The sequence below is a fragment of the Haloarcula rubra genome (assembly GCF_019599465.1).
Classification (GTDB): domain Archaea; phylum Halobacteriota; class Halobacteria; order Halobacteriales; family Haloarculaceae; genus Haloarcula; species Haloarcula rubra.
This window is the reverse complement of the sequence record NZ_RKLR01000006.1, coordinates 41,815-62,006: the sequence shown is the minus strand read 5'-3', so window position 1 is coordinate 62,006 and position 20,192 is coordinate 41,815. Positions and strand designations below refer to the sequence as shown.

Below are 20,192 nucleotides of genomic sequence, written 5' to 3'. Positions count from 1 at the left end.
CTCTCGAATTCGGACGACGGTATCGAGTAGAACTTTTTGTCCGAACTGACACAGCCCGCCAACATCGACGTCAGTCCACCGATACAACCCATCAACGTTCGTCTGGTCGTCTCGATTCTGTCTTCACTTTGCTCGCCGACGCCGTCCACATCGTGTATGTCGTCTGACGACATGGATGGTGCTAATCGTAATACTATTTTCATTATCTGCCTGCTAAGAATCATATTTGATACTCAGGACCGTCTACCCCCATGGATATCTGCTCGAATACCCTGCTCGACCATCAAATACGACGGATATTGCACGAGACGAGGAGAGAAAACCACCGCTGTCTGTGGTTTTTACATATGATACCCTCGCTCCGAGACGGTATCTGGGCGTGGAGCCGACCCATGCTCTATCGGCGGCTATCCGTTCCAAACGCCGGAAACCGCCGATGGGAAGTGGTCTAGGCAAATGCTTAACACCGTTCCAAGGCTCCTGCGGGACTGGTTTGTGAACCCGAGGCACTATCAGGCGCATAATATTGGGACCAGTACTGCTACGTCGGAGCACATGCAACGCCCACGCTCTTCACTTTCGGAACAGGTACGCTGGGGCCTTCGCGAACCCCATCTCGTCGTCCGACGACTGAACGAGTTCTACTTCGACCTCCAGCGGCAGTACGGCGACCAGCAGGACCGCGTCGACTTCTTCGACGAGGACTGGGACAACCTCCTCCTCCTCGATGCGTGTCGGTACGACACGTTCGCGGACGTCGTCGACCTACCCGGGACACTCGAACACCGCCACTCCCGGTCGAGTTCGACCATCGAGTTCCTGAATCAGTACTTCGACGGACGGGACTTGACCGACACGGTCTACGTCACCGCGAACCCGCAGCACTACCGCAAGAGTGACCGAGAATTCGTCTCGGTCGACTTCCACGACGTCGTCGAGATATGGCAGGAAGACGGTTGGGACGAGACGTTCCGGACCGTCAGACCGGAGACTGTCGCGGACGCGACCGAGCGCGCGGCCGAGCAGTATCCCAACAAGCGCCTGCTCGTTCACTTCCTCCAGCCCCACTACCCCTACATCGGACCGACGGGGCAGGAACATTTCGACAACGACTCGCTGGACTTCTTCAACCGCGTGATGAACGGCGAGGTCGACATCGACGACGAGATTCTCTGGGAGGCATACCGAGAGAACCTCGACGTCGTCGTGCCCCACGTCGAGCGTCTGCTCGACTCACTCCGTGGCAAGACCGTCGTGAGTGCAGACCACGGGGAGATGTTCGGCGAACGCGCGTTCCCGCTGCCGATGCGAGAGTACGGGCACCCGTCCGGGATACACACGGAAGAGCTGACCAAGATTCCGTGGCACGTCTACGACGAGGGGCCACGGAAAGACATCGTCGAGGGTAACGCCACCGCGACGGAGACGGACGACGTCGCCTCCGAAGTCGTCGAGGAACGCCTCCGTGACCTCGGATACGCTTGACGACACACTGCGAGTTCGTTGTCGAGCGTATCGCGGGTCTAACCGACTACGCGCCGACGCTTACCCGCTCAATAATAAACCAACGACGGTGCGACAGATGGAACTAGGCATCCAGAACCTATGTCTCGCGTGTCACCCTCCACGTTCACCGTTCCCTCGCGGACCCGCTCGAGGGCTGCGCGCACACTGATACGAACATACGACACATCATATGCGACGAAATATCCTGAGTGGTGTCCTCTCAGTCGTCTCCGGGAAGATACTGACCCTGCTAGTGACCCTCGTGACGATGCCGCTGTTGTATCGGTTCCTCGGACCGGCGCAGTTCGGAGAGTACACGACGGTGATGTCCATCCACGCGCTGTTCATGATATTCGTCAGTTCGGGCATCACGAACGGCGTTCGGAAGTTCGTCGCCGAGGACCGGACCAGCAGCGACTGGGAAGACAACGTGGTGGGGTTCTACTTCCGGATGGCCTCGCTGCTCGCCGCACTGGGTGCGCTGGGCTATCTCGGCGCTGTCCGGATGGGACTCGTCGCCTGGTACTTCGACCCCTCTTTCGAGCCGTACTTCAAGCTCATGGTGTTCATGGTCGTCGCCGCGCAGTTCTGGGCCTACGCCCGTCGGACGCTGATGGGCTTCGGCCTCGAGCGCTACTCGGAACCGCTGAAAGTGCTCTATCACGTTGCCTTCGCCGCCGTCGCGATTTCGCTGGTGTACTACGGATTCGGTGTCATCGGCGCACTGGCCGGACAGATTGTCGGCACCGCGATAGCCGCCGTCATCGGTGTCGGCCTCGTGATGCGGCGCGTTTCGCTCCGGTCGATATTCCTGCCGACGTCGTCGGGGTCCCTGCCGCGACGGCAGATGCTGACCTACAACACCATGGCCGTCGCCCTGACCGTCTGCCAGATGTCCCTGTATCACGTCGACATCATCATGCTCCAGTCGCTCGCCGGGAGTACGCAGGTCGGCAACTACAAGACGGCTCTCACGCTGGCTGAGTTCCTCTGGTTCGTACCAATGACATTACAGACAGTTTACGTTCACTCGACGTCGGAATTGTGGTCACAGGACCGGACAGACCGAATCGCGAGTCTCGCGTCACGGACGACGCGGTACACGCTGTTGTTGACGACCGTGATGGCGCTCGGCCTCGCGTCGCTCGCCGAGACCGTCGTCCCGCTGTACTGGGGCGCGAAGGCCGCACCAGCGGTGACGCCGCTGTTGTTCCTCCTACCGGGGGCTCTCGGGTTCGCCGCCGTCCGGCCGACGATCGCTATCGAGGAGGGGCACGGCACCTTGCGGTACTCGGTCGTCGCCACGGGTGCGTCGGCCGTCCTCAACCTCGGGCTCAACCTTCTGCTCATCCCCCGGTACGGGATGACGGGGGCCGCGATAGCGACGAGCGTCGGGTACGCGTCGATGTTCCTCTTCCACATCTGGAGCGCGAGACAACTCGACTTCGACCCGCTCGCCGACGCACGTCTGCTCCGAGTCGGCCTGACGGTGGTGCTCGCTGCGGGGCCGATTCTGCTCCTGCCGCAGTATCTCGCGACGAACCTCTCCCTGTCGTTGCCTGCCTTCCTTCCGAGCGGCATCGTGGCCCTCGTCGTGGTGCCGCCGGTCGGTCTCGCCGTCTTCCTCACGTTCGCGTTCCTCACCGGAGCGCTGGAGTTACGAGAGTGCGTCGACCTGCTCTCGGCCTTCCCGGACCCCATCGGGAGTACCGTGGAACGGGCCGACGCCCGTCTCAGTCGTCTCAGCATGCCAGACCTGATTCCGAACGGGGGGCAGTTCTGGTTGCTACTCGTTGGACTGTTACTGTTCGCGTCGGGGACTGGCATCGCCGTCATGGACATCGTGACCGACGGTGGGGCGGAGATGCCGGGTGCCGGAAACGCCACGGAGACGCCGACGGAGGCGACGACACCGGTCCCAGAAGACACTCAGTCGTCCTCGAACACTGGTACTTCGACTCAGAGGGCCACGGACACACCGACGACGAGCGGTGAGACAGAGGGCGGTGGAGTAGTGACGACCACCACTGAGACAGACGAGGACGGCTCTCTGAGCACGTCGACACCGACAGAGACGGCGACGCAAACGGCGACGGAGACCGAAACCGACGACGGCGACGGTGGGTTCTTCGGTGGCGGCGGGTCGACAGACACGGAGACCGAGACGGAGACACAGACGCCGACGGAGACGGCGACACAGACACCTACGGAGACTGAAACTGACGACGGCGACGACGGGTTCCTCGGTGGCGGCGGGTCGACAGACACCGAGACGGAGACGCAGACGACTACCGAGACTGCCACGACGACGGAGACACAGACGACTACCGAGACAGCGACGACATCGACGGCCACCGAGACAGCCACGACCACGACGACATCGACGGCCACCGAGACAGCCACGACCACGACGACGTCGACGGCCACCGAGAACACGACGACGTCCGAGACGACCCAGACGACCGAGAGCACGTCAACGAACGACGGCCTCCTACACCCAGGGATATTGACTATCGGTTTCGAGCCAGTCTCTGCGGCGGCGTCAGTGGCTCTCAGCGCGCTACTTGTCGGACGAGCGAAACCACGGGACCCGAGATAGACTCCATTGATGACAGAAAATGGACGATTAGGGCTGTATAGGGGACTGCATAAATAAATCTACCCCGTCGCACTCCTCGGATGTGCAACCCAACGACCTAGCGGCAGCACAAACCAGTAGGCGGAGCTTTCTCCGGTCTGTCTGCGGGGGGGTGGCTGCCACTGGACTCATCGGCACAGCGACAGCGGCAGGTATCGAAGACGAGTATCGGACGGTCGTCGACGTCGTCGAGGCGGGAGCGGACCCCAGCGGTTCGGAATCGGTCAGCCCGGTACTGCAGGACGTCATCGGCGACGACACGCTGCTCAAGTTCCCACCGGGCCGGTACTACATGGACGAACAGATCCGTGAGTCCGGGGCCGACAACGTGGGGCTCGTCGGCGACGACGCTACGCTCGTCCCAGCGGATTACTACGACTTCGACGGACCGCAGTACCGACTGTTCCGACTCGGCACGTACTACGACCCGGCCCGCGACATCCGTATCAAGAACTTAGAAGTCGACCAGCGAGCGGACGATACCGGCATCCGTGCGTTCCACGTGAGTGCCTCGGACGGGCTGTTCGTCAAGAACATCGACGTCATCGGCCGCCACGACAGCGGGACGTGGGGGCCGGCACTGTTCCGCATCACCGACGCGAGCGGGAGCGGCCACGTAAACGGATTCCGTCTCTCCGACGGCGCCGACTGGCAGACCCAGACGCCGGGTGACCTCTGGCGCGGTCCGACCGGTATCCTCGTCAACAACCACTCGGGGTCGCTGCGACTGGAACACTGCATCGTCCGGAACTATCCCGACAACGGGCTGTACGTCACCGGCGACGGTTCCGTCTCGGTCGTCAGGGGACTGTTCCAGAACAGCGGGCCGGTGAACGTCCGCATCGGGGCCGACCGGGCAACCGTCGCGGGAACGGAGTTCGTCACGGACCAGCGCTCACCGAACTACCTCGCGCAGATTCCGCTCCGCTTCGACTACGCGAACCACGTCGAGGTTCGTGACGTCTCCGTCGACCTGACGGCGCCGAACGGTGACGCGATTCAGTTCCTCGACGACGTCGACGACGCCACCGTCAGCGATACGGACATCGACATCGCCGATGTCCCCGCCGCCGGTATCGTCGCCAAGTCGGGGTCGGGCCCACTCGCTATCGTCGACGTAGAAATCGATATCGACTGTAGTGCGAACGCGCTCCGCTTGTTGGGGAACGGGGGCTCGGTCGTAGTACAGGACAGCCGTATCGCCGGTGGGGCTTCGGGGGAGGAGCTCCGTCACGCGGTTCGGTGCGAGCGAGACGACTGTGAGTTCCGGGCGCTGACTGTCGACCAGTGGGGCGGCGGCAAACGCCGCGGACTCGCACTCCTCGGTGAGGACTACACCGTCTACAAATGTCGCATCCGCTGTTCAGACCGCCCGGTGTCCGCCTACGGGGACGACATCTGGATCGAGGACAACTACCTCGACTCCTACAGCGGCGACGAGTCGATTCGCATCGGGCCGGACGCCACCTCCGTCCGCATCAAGAACAACGAACTCCCCGACGGGATTCAGGACGCCGGCGGCAGTGACGTCTCCGTCACCGGGACGACCTACTGAGACGACGGGTTCCGGCTTATCGGGTGGGTAATAAACTCCCCCCGGTGTGTTCGCTCGGACATGCCGACCGTAAGCGTCGTCATTCCGACGTATAACCGCTCTGACGTGCTGCCCCGCGCCGTCGACAGCGTCCTCGACCAGACCTACGAGGACTTCGAGTTGGTCGTCGTCGACGACGGGTCCGACGACGGGACGCTCTCACTCCTCGACAGCTACGACGACCCACGGCTCAGGGTGGTCACCCACGGGACCAACCGGGGCGCGAACGTCGCACGGAACACCGGTATCGAACACGTGAACGGTGAGTTCGTCGCGTTCCTCGACTCGGACGACGAGTGGCACCCCGAGAAACTGGGCCGCCAACTGGCCCGCTACCAGTCCGCTCCCGACGAGTGTGTCGCGGTCTACTGCGATTTCGAGTACGACCTCGACGGGACCAGAGGACAACTGTTGTCCGCGGCCGCGTCGGTCCTCTCGAGAGCCGACGACGACGGCCGCCCGAAGGAAGGCGGCAAAGAGCTCTCTGGCGAGATTCTCGCCGACTATCTCCACTCCGGCGCCGGGTCGACCCTCCTCGTCGAGACGTCCGTCGCACGTGCCATCGACGGGTTCGACGAGGAACTGGACCGCTTCCAGGACCCCGATTTCCTCCTTCGGGTCATCCAGGAGGGGTACCTCGGATACGTCGACCGACCGCTCGTGACGCGCCACGAGACCGGCTCTCCGCCCGCCGAGACGGTCGAACGCGCCGACGAACAGTTCATCGCGAAGCACGCCTCGCTGGTCCGAGCCGCAGAGCGGGACGGCTACGACGTACAGGCGGCCCACGACCTCCTCCTGACGAAGCTCTACTTACAGGAAGGCGACTTCGTCGACGCCGCGCGGCACCTCAAGAACGCTCGCCTCGAACCCCGACACCTCCCCGGCGTCCTCTGGAGTGCCGGGTCGGGTCTCAAGGACGCGGCGAGTTCGGCGTAGTGCGCGGGTACCTGTCAGTCGTCCGTCTCGCGATTCGGGTGTATTGGCCTTATCCGACGAATAATAAGGGCCCGTTGGAGTGTACGACGTAGCAATGTCACCGCTGGACCGATGGTACGTCGACCTCTCCTTGGTCGCGTTCGCGACAGGGCTGGCAGTACTCACGGTCGCGTTCGGCGTGACCGGAGTACTCCGGACCGCCGTCGTCGTACCGCTCGTAACTGTCTTGCCCGGATACGCCTTCGTCTCGTTTCTCTACCCAGCCGCGGGGAACTCGGCCGTACGGACCTTCGACGAGAACCAACGCGGGTTGCGTAATCCGCTCCCGACGAAGGAGGGTATCGACGCCCTCGAACGGTTCGTCTTCGCCGTCGTCACGACGCTGTTCATCGTGCCGCTGGTGGCCGTCGTCGCCAACTTCACCCCGTGGGGTATCACGCTGTACCCACTGCTGTTCGGGACGACTGGCCTCACGCTCCTGCTGACGGTGGGTGGCCTGATACGACGGTACCGACTGCCGGCCGAGCGGCGCTACACGCCGCAGATTTCCGAGTTCCTCTCGAACGTCACGTACTCCGACGCGAGCAACGCCTTCGGGACGGCGGACAGCAGACGCCGCCTGTTCAACGTCGCCCTCGGTGTGAGTCTGCTCTTGCTGGTGTCGAGCGTCGGGTACGCTGCGGTCAACCCGCCACAGCAGGACGGGTTCACGGAGTTCTACGTCAACACCGACAACGTGACGGGCGACACCCAATCGATGTACCCCGCCCAGTTCGTCGCTGGCGAGACGCGCACCCTCTCGGTCAACGTCACCAACCAGGAGCACGAACAGATGCAGTACGAGGCGGTGGTCCACGTCCAGCGCACCAACGGGACCGGCGCCGACGCGCAAGTGGTAGAGAGCAACCGCGTGGCCGCACAGTCCGTGACCGTCGACCACGCCGAGACGCGTACGGTAAACTTCGAGGTGTCGCCCTCCATGCGGGGGTCCGACCAGCGGATGGTCGTCTATCTCTACCGCGGACAGGCTCCCGACGACCCGACGATGGAGTCGGCCTACCAGTCGCTCCGACTGCCGATTACAGTCGCCTGAACTCCAATGACGATACTACCTACTCGATACGACGACGCGATACATGACGCTTCGACGCCGACGACTGCACTGCCAACACCGGCCCTGGCCTGACCACGATGTGGCCATGGGAACACGTCGCCGTCGGTTACCTGCTGTACTCGGGCTACGTCCACCTCCGGTACGGCGAGTCGCCGGGGACGCTGCCGGCGCTCGCCGTCGGGTTCGGCGCACTGTTTCCGGATCTCGTCGACAAACCGCTCGCGTGGACGTTCGAGCTATTCCCGAGCGGCGTCTCCGTCGCCCACTCCGTCTTCACCGCGACGGCGCTGTCGCTCGCCGTCGTCGTCCTCCTCGGCAAACTGGGGCACAGGGCGGTCGGAACCGGGTTCAGCGTCGCCTACCTCGCCCACATCCCCGCCGACGCCATGTATCAAGTCGTCGTCGGGAACCCGCTCCGTCTGGAGGCCTACCTGTGGCCGCTCGTGACCATCCAGAGCTCCGGGCAGGGGGGATTCCTAGACAACGCGCTCTACTACTTCGTCCGCTTCCTCTTCTTCCTCGGGACGCCGCGGGGACTGCTCTTCCTCTCGCTGGAGGTCGCGCTGCTCGGCACGACGCTGCTGGTCTGGTGGGCCGACGACTGTCCCGGACTCGGGATTCTCCCGTTGCCGGAGCGTCCGTCCGTCGACTGACCGGCGACGGCCTCCGGTACGCCTCCGTTAGCGCGACGCTCTCCGAGTCGGCTGGGCCGCACGGACGCATTATCGGCAAGATAAGTAATCACACACTCGCCGAACCGTGGTTGTGGACACACCACTATCTCGCCGTCAGTTGCTCGCCGCGGCCGGTGTCACGCTGACGGGAGCGACTGCGGGGTGTATGGGACCGGATGGCTCGAACGAGGGCGCTTCACCCACCACCACCGAAACGACGAGTGACGCGACGGCGTCGTCGTCGGCTACCGAATCGACGACGACCACTGGCTCAAGCGACGTCTCGTTCGACACGTCCGGCGGGGCGACAGTCGAGGGGACGCTCTACGGGGCTGGCGACTGTGGGGTCGTCCTCGTCCCGCAGATCAACCTCGACCGGGAGAGTTGGCGACCGCAGGCAGAGCGACTGGCCTCGAACGGATGGCTGGCGCTCGCCATCGACGAGGGCGAACAACGGGTGGCCGCCGTCAGGGCCGCCGTCGAGTTCTTGCGGTCCGAACGGGCGGTGTCGTCCGTCGTCCTCGTCGGTGCGAGTACCGGCGGCGCCGCTATCGTCGGTGCCGCCGCCGAGATACCAGACCGCGTCGACGGTGTGGTGACCCTCTCTGCGGCCGGCGGGGCAGAGCGGGCCGGCGCGCTGACCGGGCAGAAACTGTTCGTGGTCAGCGAGGGTGACGAGCAGCGGTTCGTCGACATCGCCACCCGACTCCACGACGATGCGTCCGACCCCAAACGACTGCTGACCTTCGACGGGGCCGCACACGGGCAGCGACTGTTCGAGAGCGAGCACTCGGCGGCCGTCTGGTCGGCGATGTTCGACCTGCTGGGAGACGCCTGTTGACAGTGACGGAGCTATCGTTATGTTGGTGTAGATACAACTTCTCGCATGGTTTCCGCGCTCGTCGTGGGCGGAACCGGCTTCGTCGGCCGCCACACGGTAGCCGAACTGCTCGACCACGGGTACGACGTGACGGCGTTCAGCCGTCGTCGCCGGGCCGAATCGGCCGATAACTTAGACGCCGTCACACACGTCACGGTCGACCGAACGGACACCGAAGCGTTCCGGTCGGCAGTCGACCGGACCGACCCGGACGTCGTCGTCGACTGCGCGCTGTTCCACCCGGAGGACGCCCGGGTCGCCGTGGAGACGTTCGCCGACGTCGACGCCTACGTCTACGTCTCCAGTGGCGGGGTATACGCCCGAAAGGACATCCCGAAACGTGAATCTGACACGCCGCTCCACTCGTATTCTCCGACACACGGCGACGACGACACGATGGCTAGCTACGGCCCCAGAAAGGCCGAGTGTGACCGTATCGTTACCCGTGCGGCCGAGGACGGCGTGGCCGCCACCAGCGTCCGACCGACGATGGTGTACGGCCCGAAATCACTCGACGGCTGGGACGGGTCCGTCTCGTGGGCACCCGACCGACCGGGCATCCAGAACCACCACGAGTACTGGATACACCGCGTCGCCGACTACGACCGCGTCGTCGTGCCGGGTGACGGGACCGCCATCTGGCACCGCGTCTACGTCGAAGACGTCGCGAGTGCCCTCCGCGTCGTGGCCGAGGACGGCACCCCCGGCGAGGCGTACAACGTCGCCGACCGACTCGTCCTCACGATGGAGGACGTCGTCGATCTCGTCGCCGAAACGCTCGACACGTCCGTCGACGTGGTCCACGCGAGTCGCCGCGAACTCGAAGCGGTCGGGCTCACGCCGGACGATTTCGTCCTCTATCACCACCTCGGACACAACTACCCCCACGTGCTGTCGACGTGCAAACTCGCCGCGCTCGGCTGGGAGTCGACGCCCGTCGAAGAAGCCATGGAACGGACTGTCGAGGACGCACTCGCGAGCGAGCGCGACGGCAGCGCCTTCGATCCCGGCCGAGCGGCGGAAGAACGGTTGCTGGACGCTGTCGCGGAGTGATCGGGCGCGAAAATTGGTCCGTCAGGCGTCAGTCGCCGGCGACGTGACGCACATCTCGACGGCAGAGTTGCTGTAGATGACGGCCTGATTCGATCGGCAGATTCGCTGCTGGGGGATGTTTCGAATCTCGCCGATACCGTTGCTGTTGATGAAGTAGGTGGCCGCCTCCGTCTGCTCCTGCCGGTAGACGGTGATGTCGTGCGTGACCGGTTCGCTGTCGTTTATCCGGGCGGTGTCGGCCGGATACGACCCAGTCCGCATGAACAGCGTCTGATAGGGGTGGTCCGTGAACACGACTTGGTCCGGACGGAGGTTGTCCCCGTCGGGGGACCCCGTCATCTCGCCGATGGTGTACGCGGCGTCTATCTCGGCCTCGGTGTAGGACAACTGCGCCTCCTGATTCTCGAAGACGGGGTTGTCGATGGTCCCGTTGCTGGACATGACCATCACGCTGGGGAACACGAGGACGAAGATGAGTACCACGACGGCCACCGTTCGCCTGTCGAGTTCGATGGCGAGGTGCCTGAGTCCGATAGCCGTCAGCAGGGCCAGCGGTGCGTACAGGAATGCGAACCACCGCTGTGGGATGAAGTTTCGGATGCCGAACATCGGAAGCCCGAGGACGAACACGAGCATTATCGCCGAGGCCGCCAGGAGCGTGAACACGGATTGCTGTGCGCGCTGGCGGTTGACGACGTACAGACATCCGACGAAGGTCCCGAACAGCAACAGCAGGAATCCGATGGTGTCGACGTACGTCGCGACGGTCTCGATGAGCGTCGGCCCCTGACTCGCTGCCGCCGCGCCCGCGCTCCCACCGGACGGTCCGGCGAGGTTCAGGACGCCCGCGCTGGAGGCGAGTGTCTCCTGCAGATAGCTGAGCACCGTCACGAGGAACGAGTTCCCGTTGTACGGCGTGAACGACCAGAGGAAGGTGATGAACCCGGCGTCGAACGCCAGCAACCCGGCGATGTTCAGCGGATTCCGCACTCTGAACACGTCCGGGTCGAGCGGCGACCGGCTGAAGATGCTCAGTTTGAGCACCAGATACGCGGCGAGTCCGGCACCGAGGAGTACCAGCATGATGAACGACGACACCTGGTGGGTGAGGATGACCGCGGTGGTGAACAGCACCAGCAGGCCGAACTCCCTGAGTCCGTAGTCCGTCCGCATGACCCGGACCAGCCAGTACAGCACGCCGAGGAACAGTATCAGTCCCATGCTGGTCGGGATGATGTGGATGCCCCACTCGATGACGTAGTCACCGAACGAGAACAGGGCCGTGGCCAGGGCCGCCCACCGTGGCTCGACGAGCAGGTTCGCGATAGTGAAAACGACCAGAATCGCCACCGGCATCGCGAGGCCGAGCGAGAGGTACAGGGCCAAGCGCAAGGGCACGTCTGCAAGCAGCGACGTAGCGACCACCAGCAGGTGGTACAGCGGCGACGTGTAGTGCTTGTTGTCCGCGATAGCTTCGAGCGTGCCAGCGGCCTTGATGTTCCCGGCCAGTTGGGTGATGTGGGTCCAGATGTCGATGCCGATGAGCCCCGGCGTCACGTACAGCGCACTCAGGCGGAGGACGGCCGCGAGCAGGACGATTTGGAGCAGTATCTGAGTCCGGTTGAAGGACTTCTTCCCCGAGAACGCTATCTGTGCCAGCAACAGGGTCCCGGCGACGCCGGCGACGTCGAAGAACAACACCGACCGCTCGCCGTGTTCGACGGCGATGACGACCATGGCGGCCGAACTGACGACGACGAGTATCGGGAGCAGTCGCAGGACGTCCCGTGACAACGTCGGGAGACCGTTGACCGTGCTGTCGTCGCGGACGCTCGCGATGAGGTAGAGGATACAGGCCGACCCGAGCACGAGCGGAATCGTCTTGATGTATATCTGAGACGCGAAAAAGCGGAGCGGGAACAGGGCGATGGCCATGAGTAGCCCCGCGACGGCGGCCCCAGTGTCGAGACGCGACGGGAGCCATCGCCGGACGGTCTGCTGAGCGTTCATGCGGTCCCCTCCGTCCGGTCGATGACCGACGCGTACGTCTGCTCGAGTCGCTGTCCGAACCCGGCCGGGTCGAGTTGGTCCAGTTGTTCGCGCGCGTCCGGTCGCTGCTCGGTCGAGAGAATGATTTCGAGCGAGCCGGCGAGTTCGATGTCGGAGCCACAGACGGCCGACTGGCCGACGTCTTCGAGCGTCTCTCGGACGAACCCGACGTCCGTCGAGACGACCGGGACGTTACACGCCGCGGCCTCTCGGACTACCATCGGCCCGCTCTCGCGTTTCGAGGTGACGAGCACCGTGTCGCTCGCGTTCAGGTAGTACGGCATCTCGTCGTACGGCTTGCCGGTCAGCGTCCGCAGGTCGGCGTCGACGTCGGCCGCGTCGACGACCTTCTCGGCCCGGTCGTAGTCCTTCTCGGGCCGACTCGGGTCGTACGGGAACAGCACGATAGTCTCGTCTTGGTCCCAGCCGACGTGGGCACGCGCTTCGGCCTTGTCCATCGGTTGGAACCGTTCCGTGTCGACGGGGAACGGCATGTGCGTGTAGTCACAGTCGACGTAGTCGGACATCCTGTGGCTCGGGAGTATCACACGGTCGGCCCGTTTCGCGCTGTACTGTCCGACCTTCGATACCCAGCCGTGGTCGCCCATTAGGTCGCTGCCCCAGAACGTGACGACGACGGGACGGGTCGGTTGTGCGAGCGCGAACGGCGCCGTGAGGCCGTTGTTCGCGTGGACGAGGTCGTACTCGTCGAGTCCGTGTTCGAGTACCTGTGGGTAGTACTTCAGATAGTCGGTCACGCTCCGGGGGTCGTCGGCTGCGTAGTCGCCCGGCACGTTCAGTACCGTACAGTCGATGCCGTGAGAGCGCAGTGCCTCGACTTGCTGTTCGAAGAACGACCGCCGACCAGTCGTCAGGTGCAGTATCCGCATCTCATCACCCGACGTTCTTCGGCGGTGTTTCGACAGCCTCTGTGCCCCGCCGTGGGGCACTCGGGTCGCCTGTGAGTTGTTCGAGTATGACATCGGTCGGATTTACTTTCTCAGTCAAGAGGTGCATTCGTCGTTGCTGGAACTCCGTTTCTGGCTCCGCGAGCATCGACCGGGCTGCCTCGGCGGCCGTGTCGGTACCCTCGTCTCCGGCACAGTTGATCACGAGGCCGTACCGCGATTCGAGTTCGTCGAGGTAGCCGAGCGTGAGGTCGCTGACGTAGACGGCGGGCGTGCCGAGCGTGGCGCACTCGGCGGCCGTCGTCCCGCCTTCGCCGACGTAGAGGTCGATGGCCGCCAGCAGGTCGTGGAAGCGGTCGGGTTCGAGGTCGAACCCACGCGAGGTGAGTCCGTCGGGCAGGTCACCTTCGGTGCTGAGTAGCACCTCGGCCCCGTCGGCCTCCAACTGCTCGACGAGGGCCACGGGGTCGTCGATACCGCTCACACCGACGTCGTGAGAGGAACTCCAGTCCCCGAGACGGACGAGTACGACGTCGTCGTCCGTCTCCAGTCCGACGTCTTCGAGGACCGACTCGTCCGGGTCGAAGTGGTCCGGGTGGAGGTAGGCGAGTTCGTGATAGGCGGGGTAGCGGACCTGCTTCGAACCGACGTTGTCGCGGAAGCAGTCCGGCGTACACACCGTGTCGGCGAAGGGGAACGCCAGCCGTCGGATGAGTGTAGCGTGCTCGGTATCGTAGAAGACGACGCTCCGTGCGCCGACCAGCGACGCGACGTGGGAGACGGCGACGCCACCGATGGCCGTCATGACGTCCGGCTCGAACGCCATCGCCCGACGCAACAGACGCGCCTCGTAGGTCGCTTGCGCCGTGGCGAGCGACAGGAGCGAGTCGGAAGACCCTGCGAGGACTTCGTAGTCGATGTCGCAGCACTCCAGTAGTTCGATAGAGGCCTCGTTGTCACGGGCGAACACCCGGACGTCGTGGCCGCGCCGCGTCAGTTCGTCGATGGCGTGCTTGAAGAAGTGCACGTGGCCGGCGTGCTGGACGGTCACGACGACGTTCATTCCCGAATCACCTCGGCGTCGGTCTGTCGCTCCGTGCCGACGGCGAGCGTGAGCGCGACCACGCCACCGAGGATAGCGAACAGCGACTTCGGCCAACTGGCCGAGAACGCGTCGGGGAGCAGCGCCGACAGGGCGCTACTGACCGCCGCGAGCAGACCGACGACCACACCCACTGCGCCGACCGAGTAGAGCCCCGAGAGGTGGGCGCGGCCCTGCTTGCCCTCGGTGCCGAGCCGCCAGAGGAACGCCGCCAGTATCGTCGTCGACGTTCGCTTGACGAACTCCGAGAACTCGATGGTGCTCTCCTCGTCGCCGTATATCGCCGCCATCGGCACGTCGGCGACGCGGACGCCCGCGGCGTTCAGGCGCGCGAGGAGGTCGTTCGGGTAGTCGTGGTCGTCGGGGATGGCCTCGATTTCGACGGCGTCGAGCGCCTCCTTCGAAATCGCGGTGTAACCGTTCTGCGGGTCGCGAAGCCGCCAGTAGCCGCTCGCGGGCTTCATCATCAGCGTCAGCAGCCAGTTGCCGAGCAACCGGAACGGTGGCATCCCGCCCGCGGCGTCGGTGTCGGCCAGCCGGTTCCCCTTCGAGAAGCCTGCACGCCCCTCGACGATGGGGTCGAGCAAGCGGTCCATCTCGTCCGGGTCCATCTGTCCGTCCGCGTCGATGGTGACCGTCGCGTCCATGCCGTCGCGCGCAGCGAGGAGGTACCCGGTCTTGAGTGTCCCGCCAGCGCCCTGATTCACGGTGTGCTGGACCGGGACGACGTCGGGAACCCTACCACCGTGGCCGTCGGGCAACATCACTTCCTCGGTAGCGTCCGCGCTGGCGGCCGCGACCTGCTGGGTCGTCTGGTCGCTCGTAGTCGCGTACTCGCGAATCACGTCCCACGTCTCGTCGGTCGAGCAGTCGTCGATGGCGTACACGCGGTCGACGTACGCGGGGAGCGACTCGATGACCGACCCGACGTGTTCGGCCTCGTTGTACGCCGGCAACACGACGCCGACCGTCTGGCCACGGTACATCTCAGACCCTCCTGTAGGCGACCCCGTCGGGAAGGTCCCCCTCGTCGAAGGCGCGGTTCACGTCGACGATGGCCGGCGGGTCCGAAAGCTCCGCCGCGACGATGTTCGGGTTGAGGTTCTCCAGTTCGTCGTGGGCCGCCCCGAGAAGGAGGCCGTCGAACCCGTCGAAGTTCAGTTTCTCTTGGGTCTCGATGTCGAGGTAGTCCGTGATGGTCTCGTCGTCGAGGAGCGGGTCGTAGCCGACGATTTCGATGCCGAACTCCTGCAGTTCCTCGAGGACAGCGGCTATCTTCGCGTTCCGGATGTCGGCCACGTCGGCCTTGTAGGTCAGCCCGGCGGCCAGAACCCGACAGTCCGCGAGCGGTCGGCCCGCCTCGGTCAGCGCCTTCACCATGAGGTCGGCGACGTGCTTGGGCATGGACTCGTTGACCGACCGGCTGGCTTCGACGAGTTCCGGCGACCGACCCTCCTGGCTCGCGCGGTGGATGAGGAAGTACGGGTCGACGGGGATGCAGTGTCCGCTGACCAGCCCCGGACTGTAATCGTGGAAGTTCCACTTCGTCCCGGCGGCGTCGAGGACGGCCTCGGTGTCGATGTCCATCTGCTCGAAGGTCATCGCGAGGTCGTTCACGAGGCCGATGTTCACGTCCCGCTGGACGTTCTCGACGACCTTCGCCGCCTCCGCGACCTCCATCGTGGGCGCGAGGTGGACGCCGGCGTCGATGACGTGGTCGTACAGCGCCTTGACGTTCTGGCCCACGGCCTCGTCCTGTCCGCTGACGATCTTCATGACGTTCTGAAGACCGTGTTCCTCGTCGCCGGGGACGGCCCGTTCGGGCGAGTAGCCGACGTAGAAGTCCTCGCCGCAGTCGAGTCCGGAGGCGTCTTCGAGCGCGGGCACCATCACTTCCCTCGTCGCACCCGGATAGACGGTCGATTCGAGAATGACAGTGGTCCCGGGCGTCATCTGGCGACCGACAGTCTCGGCCGCGCCCTCGACGAAGTCCATCTTGGGGTCCCGGTTCTCGTCGATAGGAGTCGGGACGGTGACGAGAACGTAGGAAGCCTCGGCGATGCTTCCGGGTTCGGTGGTGAACGATACCTCGCCGTCCTCGATGGCCTCGTCACCGAGGTCACCAGTGGTGTCGTTGCCGTCCGAGAGCCGTGCCACCGTCTCCTCCGAGATGTCGTAGCCGATTACGTCGTAGCCCGACTGATCGAAGCCGACCGCGAGCGGGAGCCCGACGTAGCCGAGACCGACGACACAGACCGTCGTCTCTCGGGGTGTAACGTCCTGAGGTACCTGTGTCGGGCTTATACCGTCGATTGCGTCGTTGCTTGGGAGCGAATTCATAGATATCACCGGTTCACCAGCCCTGTGCGACCTATACGGGCTGTTCTCGTTCACACAACGACGCCGTGGGGGCATTCCTATGGGCCCGCTAAGTACGATAGCGCCTAATTCGCGTGAAATAAAACAGACGACGGCGTGACGGCGACGAATCGTGTCGCCCGAGTGGACTGCTTCGCAGGTGCCTAAGGTTCCGACCGCGGACTGTGGTCTATTCACACGGCTGGCGTCTCACGCCGCGCGTCCGCGTGTCCGGCGCAGCGCGCGTCTACACGCGAGAAACGAGCTGATGCGAATGCCGACGACGGAGTGCCGACGCCTCGCGACCGCTTAAATCTCCATTAAAACAGGCTCTGCGGGTCGATGGCTCCTCCGAGTGAGGCTGCCACCGTCTCCGTCGACTACTCGTCGGCCGCCGCTTCGAACTGCTCGCGCGTGCTCTCGGCGTCGAGTGTCGGCGCCGTCACCTCGCCGTCGTAGACGACACGGGGAACGGTCCAGATATCGTTCTCGTCCGCGTCCGTGAGTGTCTGCTCGATGCGAGACTCGTAGGCGCTCTCGTCCGACGCCGCCTGCCGGATTTCGGACGGGTCGGACACGTCTGCGGCACCGGCAAAGCGCGTGAGCAGTGCGGGCTTGCCCCAGCGATACCGTTCCTGTGGCTGGTTGGCGAAGACGTAGGTGAAGTACTCCCAGAAGGACTCGGGGTCGGTCTCCCACACGGCGAGTCCCGCGCGAGTCGACCGCGGTGCGTCGACGCCGAGGAACGGTTCGCCGCCGCGATAGGCGACGGACCGGAATTGCACCGAGACGTCACCGGAACGCACGAACTCGTCGACGAGGCTCGGGAACTGGGTCAGTACGAACTCGCGCGTGTAGGGGCACTTCCAACTTCCGTAGACGGTCAGCGTCTCGTCGGCGTCGCCCATCGTCGGGTACGCGACATCGTCTTCGGGGAGCGTGACAGAGGAGAGTGAGACGGACGGTTCCGATATCGTCACCTCGTCTATCGACCACTGCTCTTCGGTCTCGGTCTCTTCTGCGGCGCTCGTCCCGTTCGCCGTCTGCGTCGGCTCCGGCGTCGATTGTGACGCGTTCGATACTGGCACCTCGCCGCTTTCTGTCGGCGTCTCGCCGCCAGATCCGTTGACACTCTCTACGACACTCGCACAGCCAGAGACGGTGATTGCCGACCCAGCCGCCAGCGCAGCCAGGAACTTTCTCCGAGAAGGTCTCTCAGGCATTAACGGTCATTAGTCCGGTCACCGGTTCATTATTTAGCTGGTAAACTATCCGGGAACGCTGGCGTTCATCGGACAGTCACCCGGCTGGAGTGCCGTAATCACCGTGTCCCACCCCAGTGTTGCGCTTAGACCCTGTATAGGAATGGCCCGTAAAGCCGTGGATACCAACGAGTCCTTCCCGTCGAATCGGGACCAGGGTGAGAACACATGTACGCACGAACACTGTCCTCGACTACGATTGACCCCACGAACGGACCGCCCACCTCGACTGCAGTAGCCCCCTCCTCTACCTCCATCTCTACTGGCCGCCACGAGGTGTCCCACTGATGTGTGGTATCATTGCACATGCTGGGGCGGACGACGCAGTGGGGACGCTCATCGACGGGTTGGAACGGCTCGAGTATCGCGGCTACGACTCTGCCGGCATCGCCGTCCAGAACGGCTCCGGCATCGCCGTCCACAAGCGCGCCGGTGACGTCTCGGAGGTCCGCGACGAGATTCAGACCGCCGCGTCGTCAGGCGACGTCGGTATCGGCCACACGCGCTGGAGTACCCACGGCCCGCCCACCGACGAGAACGCCCACCCACACACCAGCGACACCGACAACGTCGCCGTCGTTCACAACGGTATCATCGAGAACCACGCGGAACTGCGCGAGTTCCTCTCGGACGAGGGATACGAGTTCACGAGCGACACCGACACCGAAGTCATCCCGCACCTCTTCGAACACTTCCGAAAGCAAGAGTCGGAGACTATCGCGGCCTTCCGTCGCGCAGTCGAGGAACTGGAAGGCAGTTACGCTATCGCCGCCCTCGTCCGAGACGAGGGTCGCGTGTACGCGGCCCGGGCCGGGTCGCCGCTCGTCCTCGGCCTCGACGACGGCCAGTACTACCTCGCTAGCGACATCCCCGCGTTCATCGAGCACACGCGCGACGTCGTCTATCTCGAAGACGGCGACGTGGTGATCCTCGAACCCGACGAGGCCCACATCTTCGACGAGAACGGGCTCTCTGTCGACCGGAGCGGCGAGCGCGTCGACTGGAACCCAGAGGACGTCGGGAAGGGCGCGTTCGACCACTACATGCTCAAGGAGATTCACAACCAGTCTACCTCACTCTCGAAGACGATTCGTGGTCGGGTCGACCCCGACGAAGGGAAGGTCGCCCTCGACGAACTCGACCCCGAGATTCTGGACGGCGTCGAGAACGTCCACCTCGTCGCGTGCGGGACGTCGTACCACGCCGCGCTCTTCGGAGCGCGAATGCTCACCGACGCCGGCGTTCGTGCCCGCGTGTTCCGAGCCAGCGAGTACGCGAAGATGGCGGGCCCCACGTCTGACGGGACGCTCGTCATCCCGGTGACCCAGAGCGGGGAGACGGCGGACACGCTCTCGGCACTCCGCACGGCCACCGAGCGCGACGCGTCGACGGTGACCGTCACGAACGTCGTCGGATCCACCGCCGCCCGGGAGGCCGACGAGAGCGTGTTCATCCGCGCCGGCCCCGAGATAGGGGTCGCTGCGACGAAGACGTTCACGTCACAGGTCGTCACGCTGATTCTGCTCTCGCAGAAGATAGCGGCCGAACTCCCGGACGCGTCGCCACGCGAAGACCTCTCGGAACTGCTCGCCGCGCTGGAGCAGATTCCGAACCACATCGACCACGTCGTCGAGACCAGCCGTGCTGAGGAACTGGCCTCACGGCTCCTGGAGTACGACGCGTACTTCTTCATCGGACGGGGGATGAGTCGCCCCGTCGCGCTCGAAGGCGCGCTGAAGTTCAAGGAGATTACCTACGAACACGCTGAGGGCTTCGCCTCGGGACAGCTGAAACATGGCCCGCTGGCACTCGTCACCTCTCAGACGCCCGTCTTCGGCCTCTTTACCGGTGAAGACGCCGAGAAGACGGTTACGAACGCGAAGGAGGCACAGACTCGGGGGGCCGAGATTATCGGTGTCGGACCGGCGGACGGTCCCGGTGTCGCGGAGTCCGACGCCTACCTCGAAGTCCCCGACACGCATCCGGTGTGTCAGAACCTCCTCGCCAACATCCAGCTCCAGCTCGTCTCGTATCACACGGCGAAGCAACTCGACAGGGCCATAGACAAACCACGCAACCTCGCGAAGAGTGTGACAGTCCAGTAATGTCTCTCCA

Annotated in this window: 15 protein-coding genes; 9 read left to right on the top strand and 6 right to left on the bottom strand. The window is 64.3% G+C overall.

What is annotated here, in order from left to right; translation table 11 throughout:
* The first annotated feature begins 555 nt into the window (after positions 1 to 555).
* From EGH21_RS14920 to EGH21_RS14885, 8 genes are all read left to right on the top strand, one after another.
* Positions 556 to 1,485, top strand: a complete 930-nt coding sequence (locus EGH21_RS14920; RefSeq protein ID WP_220619279.1) for an alkaline phosphatase family protein — start codon at positions 556 to 558, stop codon at positions 1,483 to 1,485.
* 211 nt (positions 1,486 to 1,696) lie between these two features.
* Positions 1,697 to 4,105, top strand: a complete 2,409-nt coding sequence (locus tag EGH21_RS14915; protein WP_220619278.1) for an oligosaccharide flippase family protein — start codon at positions 1,697 to 1,699, stop codon at positions 4,103 to 4,105.
* Between the two features lie 151 nt (positions 4,106 to 4,256).
* Positions 4,257 to 5,699 (top strand): hypothetical protein, encoded by a 1,443-nt coding sequence (locus tag EGH21_RS14910; RefSeq protein WP_220619277.1) that lies wholly within the window; start codon positions 4,257 to 4,259, stop codon positions 5,697 to 5,699.
* A gap of 60 nt (positions 5,700 to 5,759) precedes the next feature.
* A complete protein-coding gene (locus EGH21_RS14905; RefSeq protein WP_220619276.1) occupies positions 5,760 to 6,677 on the top strand; it encodes a glycosyltransferase family 2 protein in 918 nt (305 codons plus the stop codon).
* Positions 6,678 to 6,771: 94 nt separating this feature from the next.
* Complete coding sequence (locus EGH21_RS14900) at positions 6,772 to 7,770, top strand: DUF1616 domain-containing protein (protein WP_220619275.1); 999 nt, start codon at positions 6,772 to 6,774, stop codon at positions 7,768 to 7,770.
* Between the two features lie 98 nt (positions 7,771 to 7,868).
* Positions 7,869 to 8,444 carry a metal-dependent hydrolase gene (locus EGH21_RS14895; protein ID WP_220619274.1) on the top strand — a complete coding sequence of 192 codons (576 nt, stop codon included), beginning with the start codon at positions 7,869 to 7,871 and terminating at the stop codon, positions 8,442 to 8,444.
* A gap of 187 nt (positions 8,445 to 8,631) precedes the next feature.
* Positions 8,632 to 9,306: an alpha/beta fold hydrolase gene (locus EGH21_RS14890; RefSeq protein WP_220619273.1), complete on the top strand. Its 675-nt coding sequence runs from the start codon at positions 8,632 to 8,634 to the stop codon at positions 9,304 to 9,306.
* A 45-nt stretch (positions 9,307 to 9,351) separates the two neighbouring features.
* Positions 9,352 to 10,398 carry an NAD-dependent epimerase/dehydratase family protein gene (locus EGH21_RS14885; RefSeq protein WP_220619272.1) on the top strand — a complete coding sequence of 349 codons (1,047 nt, stop codon included), beginning with the start codon at positions 9,352 to 9,354 and terminating at the stop codon, positions 10,396 to 10,398.
* A gap of 21 nt (positions 10,399 to 10,419) precedes the next feature.
* On the opposite strand, the gene EGH21_RS14880 is transcribed toward EGH21_RS14885, so the two are convergent.
* The 6 genes from EGH21_RS14880 to EGH21_RS14855 form a co-directional block, all read right to left on the bottom strand.
* Positions 10,420 to 12,408 carry a DUF2206 domain-containing protein gene (locus tag EGH21_RS14880; RefSeq protein WP_220619271.1) on the bottom strand — a complete coding sequence of 663 codons (1,989 nt, stop codon included), beginning with the start codon at positions 12,406 to 12,408 and terminating at the stop codon, positions 10,420 to 10,422.
* Entirely contained in the window at positions 12,405 to 13,337 is a 933-nt protein-coding gene (locus tag EGH21_RS14875) for a glycosyltransferase (RefSeq protein WP_220619270.1), read from the bottom strand. Before EGH21_RS14875 ends, EGH21_RS14880 begins: the two co-directional genes overlap by 4 nt.
* 4 nt (positions 13,338 to 13,341) lie before the next feature.
* Positions 13,342 to 14,418, bottom strand: a complete 1,077-nt coding sequence (locus EGH21_RS14870) for a DUF354 domain-containing protein (protein WP_220619269.1) — start codon at positions 14,416 to 14,418, stop codon at positions 13,342 to 13,344.
* A complete protein-coding gene (locus EGH21_RS14865; protein ID WP_220619268.1) occupies positions 14,415 to 15,443 on the bottom strand; it encodes a glycosyltransferase family 2 protein in 1,029 nt (342 codons plus the stop codon). Before EGH21_RS14865 ends, EGH21_RS14870 begins: the two co-directional genes overlap by 4 nt.
* A gap of 1 nt (position 15,444) precedes the next feature.
* Positions 15,445 to 16,797, bottom strand: coding sequence for a nucleotide sugar dehydrogenase (locus EGH21_RS14860; RefSeq protein ID WP_220619267.1), 1,353 nt, complete (start codon positions 16,795 to 16,797; stop codon positions 15,445 to 15,447).
* A 398-nt stretch (positions 16,798 to 17,195) separates the two neighbouring features.
* Positions 17,196 to 18,038, bottom strand: a complete 843-nt coding sequence (locus EGH21_RS14855) for a DsbA family protein (protein WP_220619266.1) — start codon at positions 18,036 to 18,038, stop codon at positions 17,196 to 17,198.
* A gap of 326 nt (positions 18,039 to 18,364) precedes the next feature.
* Here EGH21_RS14855 and glmS point away from each other — a divergent pair, with 326 nt between their 5' ends.
* Positions 18,365 to 20,182, top strand: a complete 1,818-nt coding sequence (gene glmS, locus EGH21_RS14850; protein ID WP_220619265.1) for a glutamine--fructose-6-phosphate transaminase (isomerizing) — start codon at positions 18,365 to 18,367, stop codon at positions 20,180 to 20,182.
* Positions 20,183 to 20,192: the final 10 nt, after the last annotated feature.

Excerpts from the sequence above, each read along its gene's own strand:
- EGH21_RS14915 (WP_220619278.1), top strand. The coding sequence starts at position 1,697 with ATGCGACGAAATATCCTGAGTGGTGTCCTCTCAGTCGTCTCCGGGAAG.
- EGH21_RS14885 (WP_220619272.1), top strand. The coding sequence starts at position 9,352 with ATGGTTTCCGCGCTCGTCGTGGGCGGAACCGGCTTCGTCGGCCGCCAC.
- EGH21_RS14875 (WP_220619270.1), bottom strand. The coding sequence starts at position 13,337 with ATGCGGATACTGCACCTGACGACTGGTCGGCGGTCGTTCTTCGAACAG.
- EGH21_RS14900 (WP_220619275.1), top strand. The coding sequence starts at position 6,772 with ATGTCACCGCTGGACCGATGGTACGTCGACCTCTCCTTGGTCGCGTTC.
- EGH21_RS14895 (WP_220619274.1), top strand. The coding sequence starts at position 7,869 with ATGTGGCCATGGGAACACGTCGCCGTCGGTTACCTGCTGTACTCGGGC.
- EGH21_RS14860 (WP_220619267.1), bottom strand. The coding sequence starts at position 16,797 with ATGAATTCGCTCCCAAGCAACGACGCAATCGACGGTATAAGCCCGACA.
- EGH21_RS14890 (WP_220619273.1), top strand. The coding sequence starts at position 8,632 with ATGGGACCGGATGGCTCGAACGAGGGCGCTTCACCCACCACCACCGAA.
- EGH21_RS14870 (WP_220619269.1), bottom strand. The coding sequence starts at position 14,418 with ATGAACGTCGTCGTGACCGTCCAGCACGCCGGCCACGTGCACTTCTTC.
- EGH21_RS14865 (WP_220619268.1), bottom strand. The coding sequence starts at position 15,443 with ATGTACCGTGGCCAGACGGTCGGCGTCGTGTTGCCGGCGTACAACGAG.
- EGH21_RS14920 (WP_220619279.1), top strand. The coding sequence starts at position 556 with ATGCAACGCCCACGCTCTTCACTTTCGGAACAGGTACGCTGGGGCCTT.
- EGH21_RS14880 (WP_220619271.1), bottom strand. The coding sequence starts at position 12,408 with ATGAACGCTCAGCAGACCGTCCGGCGATGGCTCCCGTCGCGTCTCGAC.
- EGH21_RS14855 (WP_220619266.1), bottom strand. The coding sequence starts at position 18,038 with ATGCCTGAGAGACCTTCTCGGAGAAAGTTCCTGGCTGCGCTGGCGGCT.
- glmS (WP_220619265.1), top strand. The coding sequence starts at position 18,365 with ATGTGTGGTATCATTGCACATGCTGGGGCGGACGACGCAGTGGGGACG.
- EGH21_RS14905 (WP_220619276.1), top strand. The coding sequence starts at position 5,760 with ATGCCGACCGTAAGCGTCGTCATTCCGACGTATAACCGCTCTGACGTG.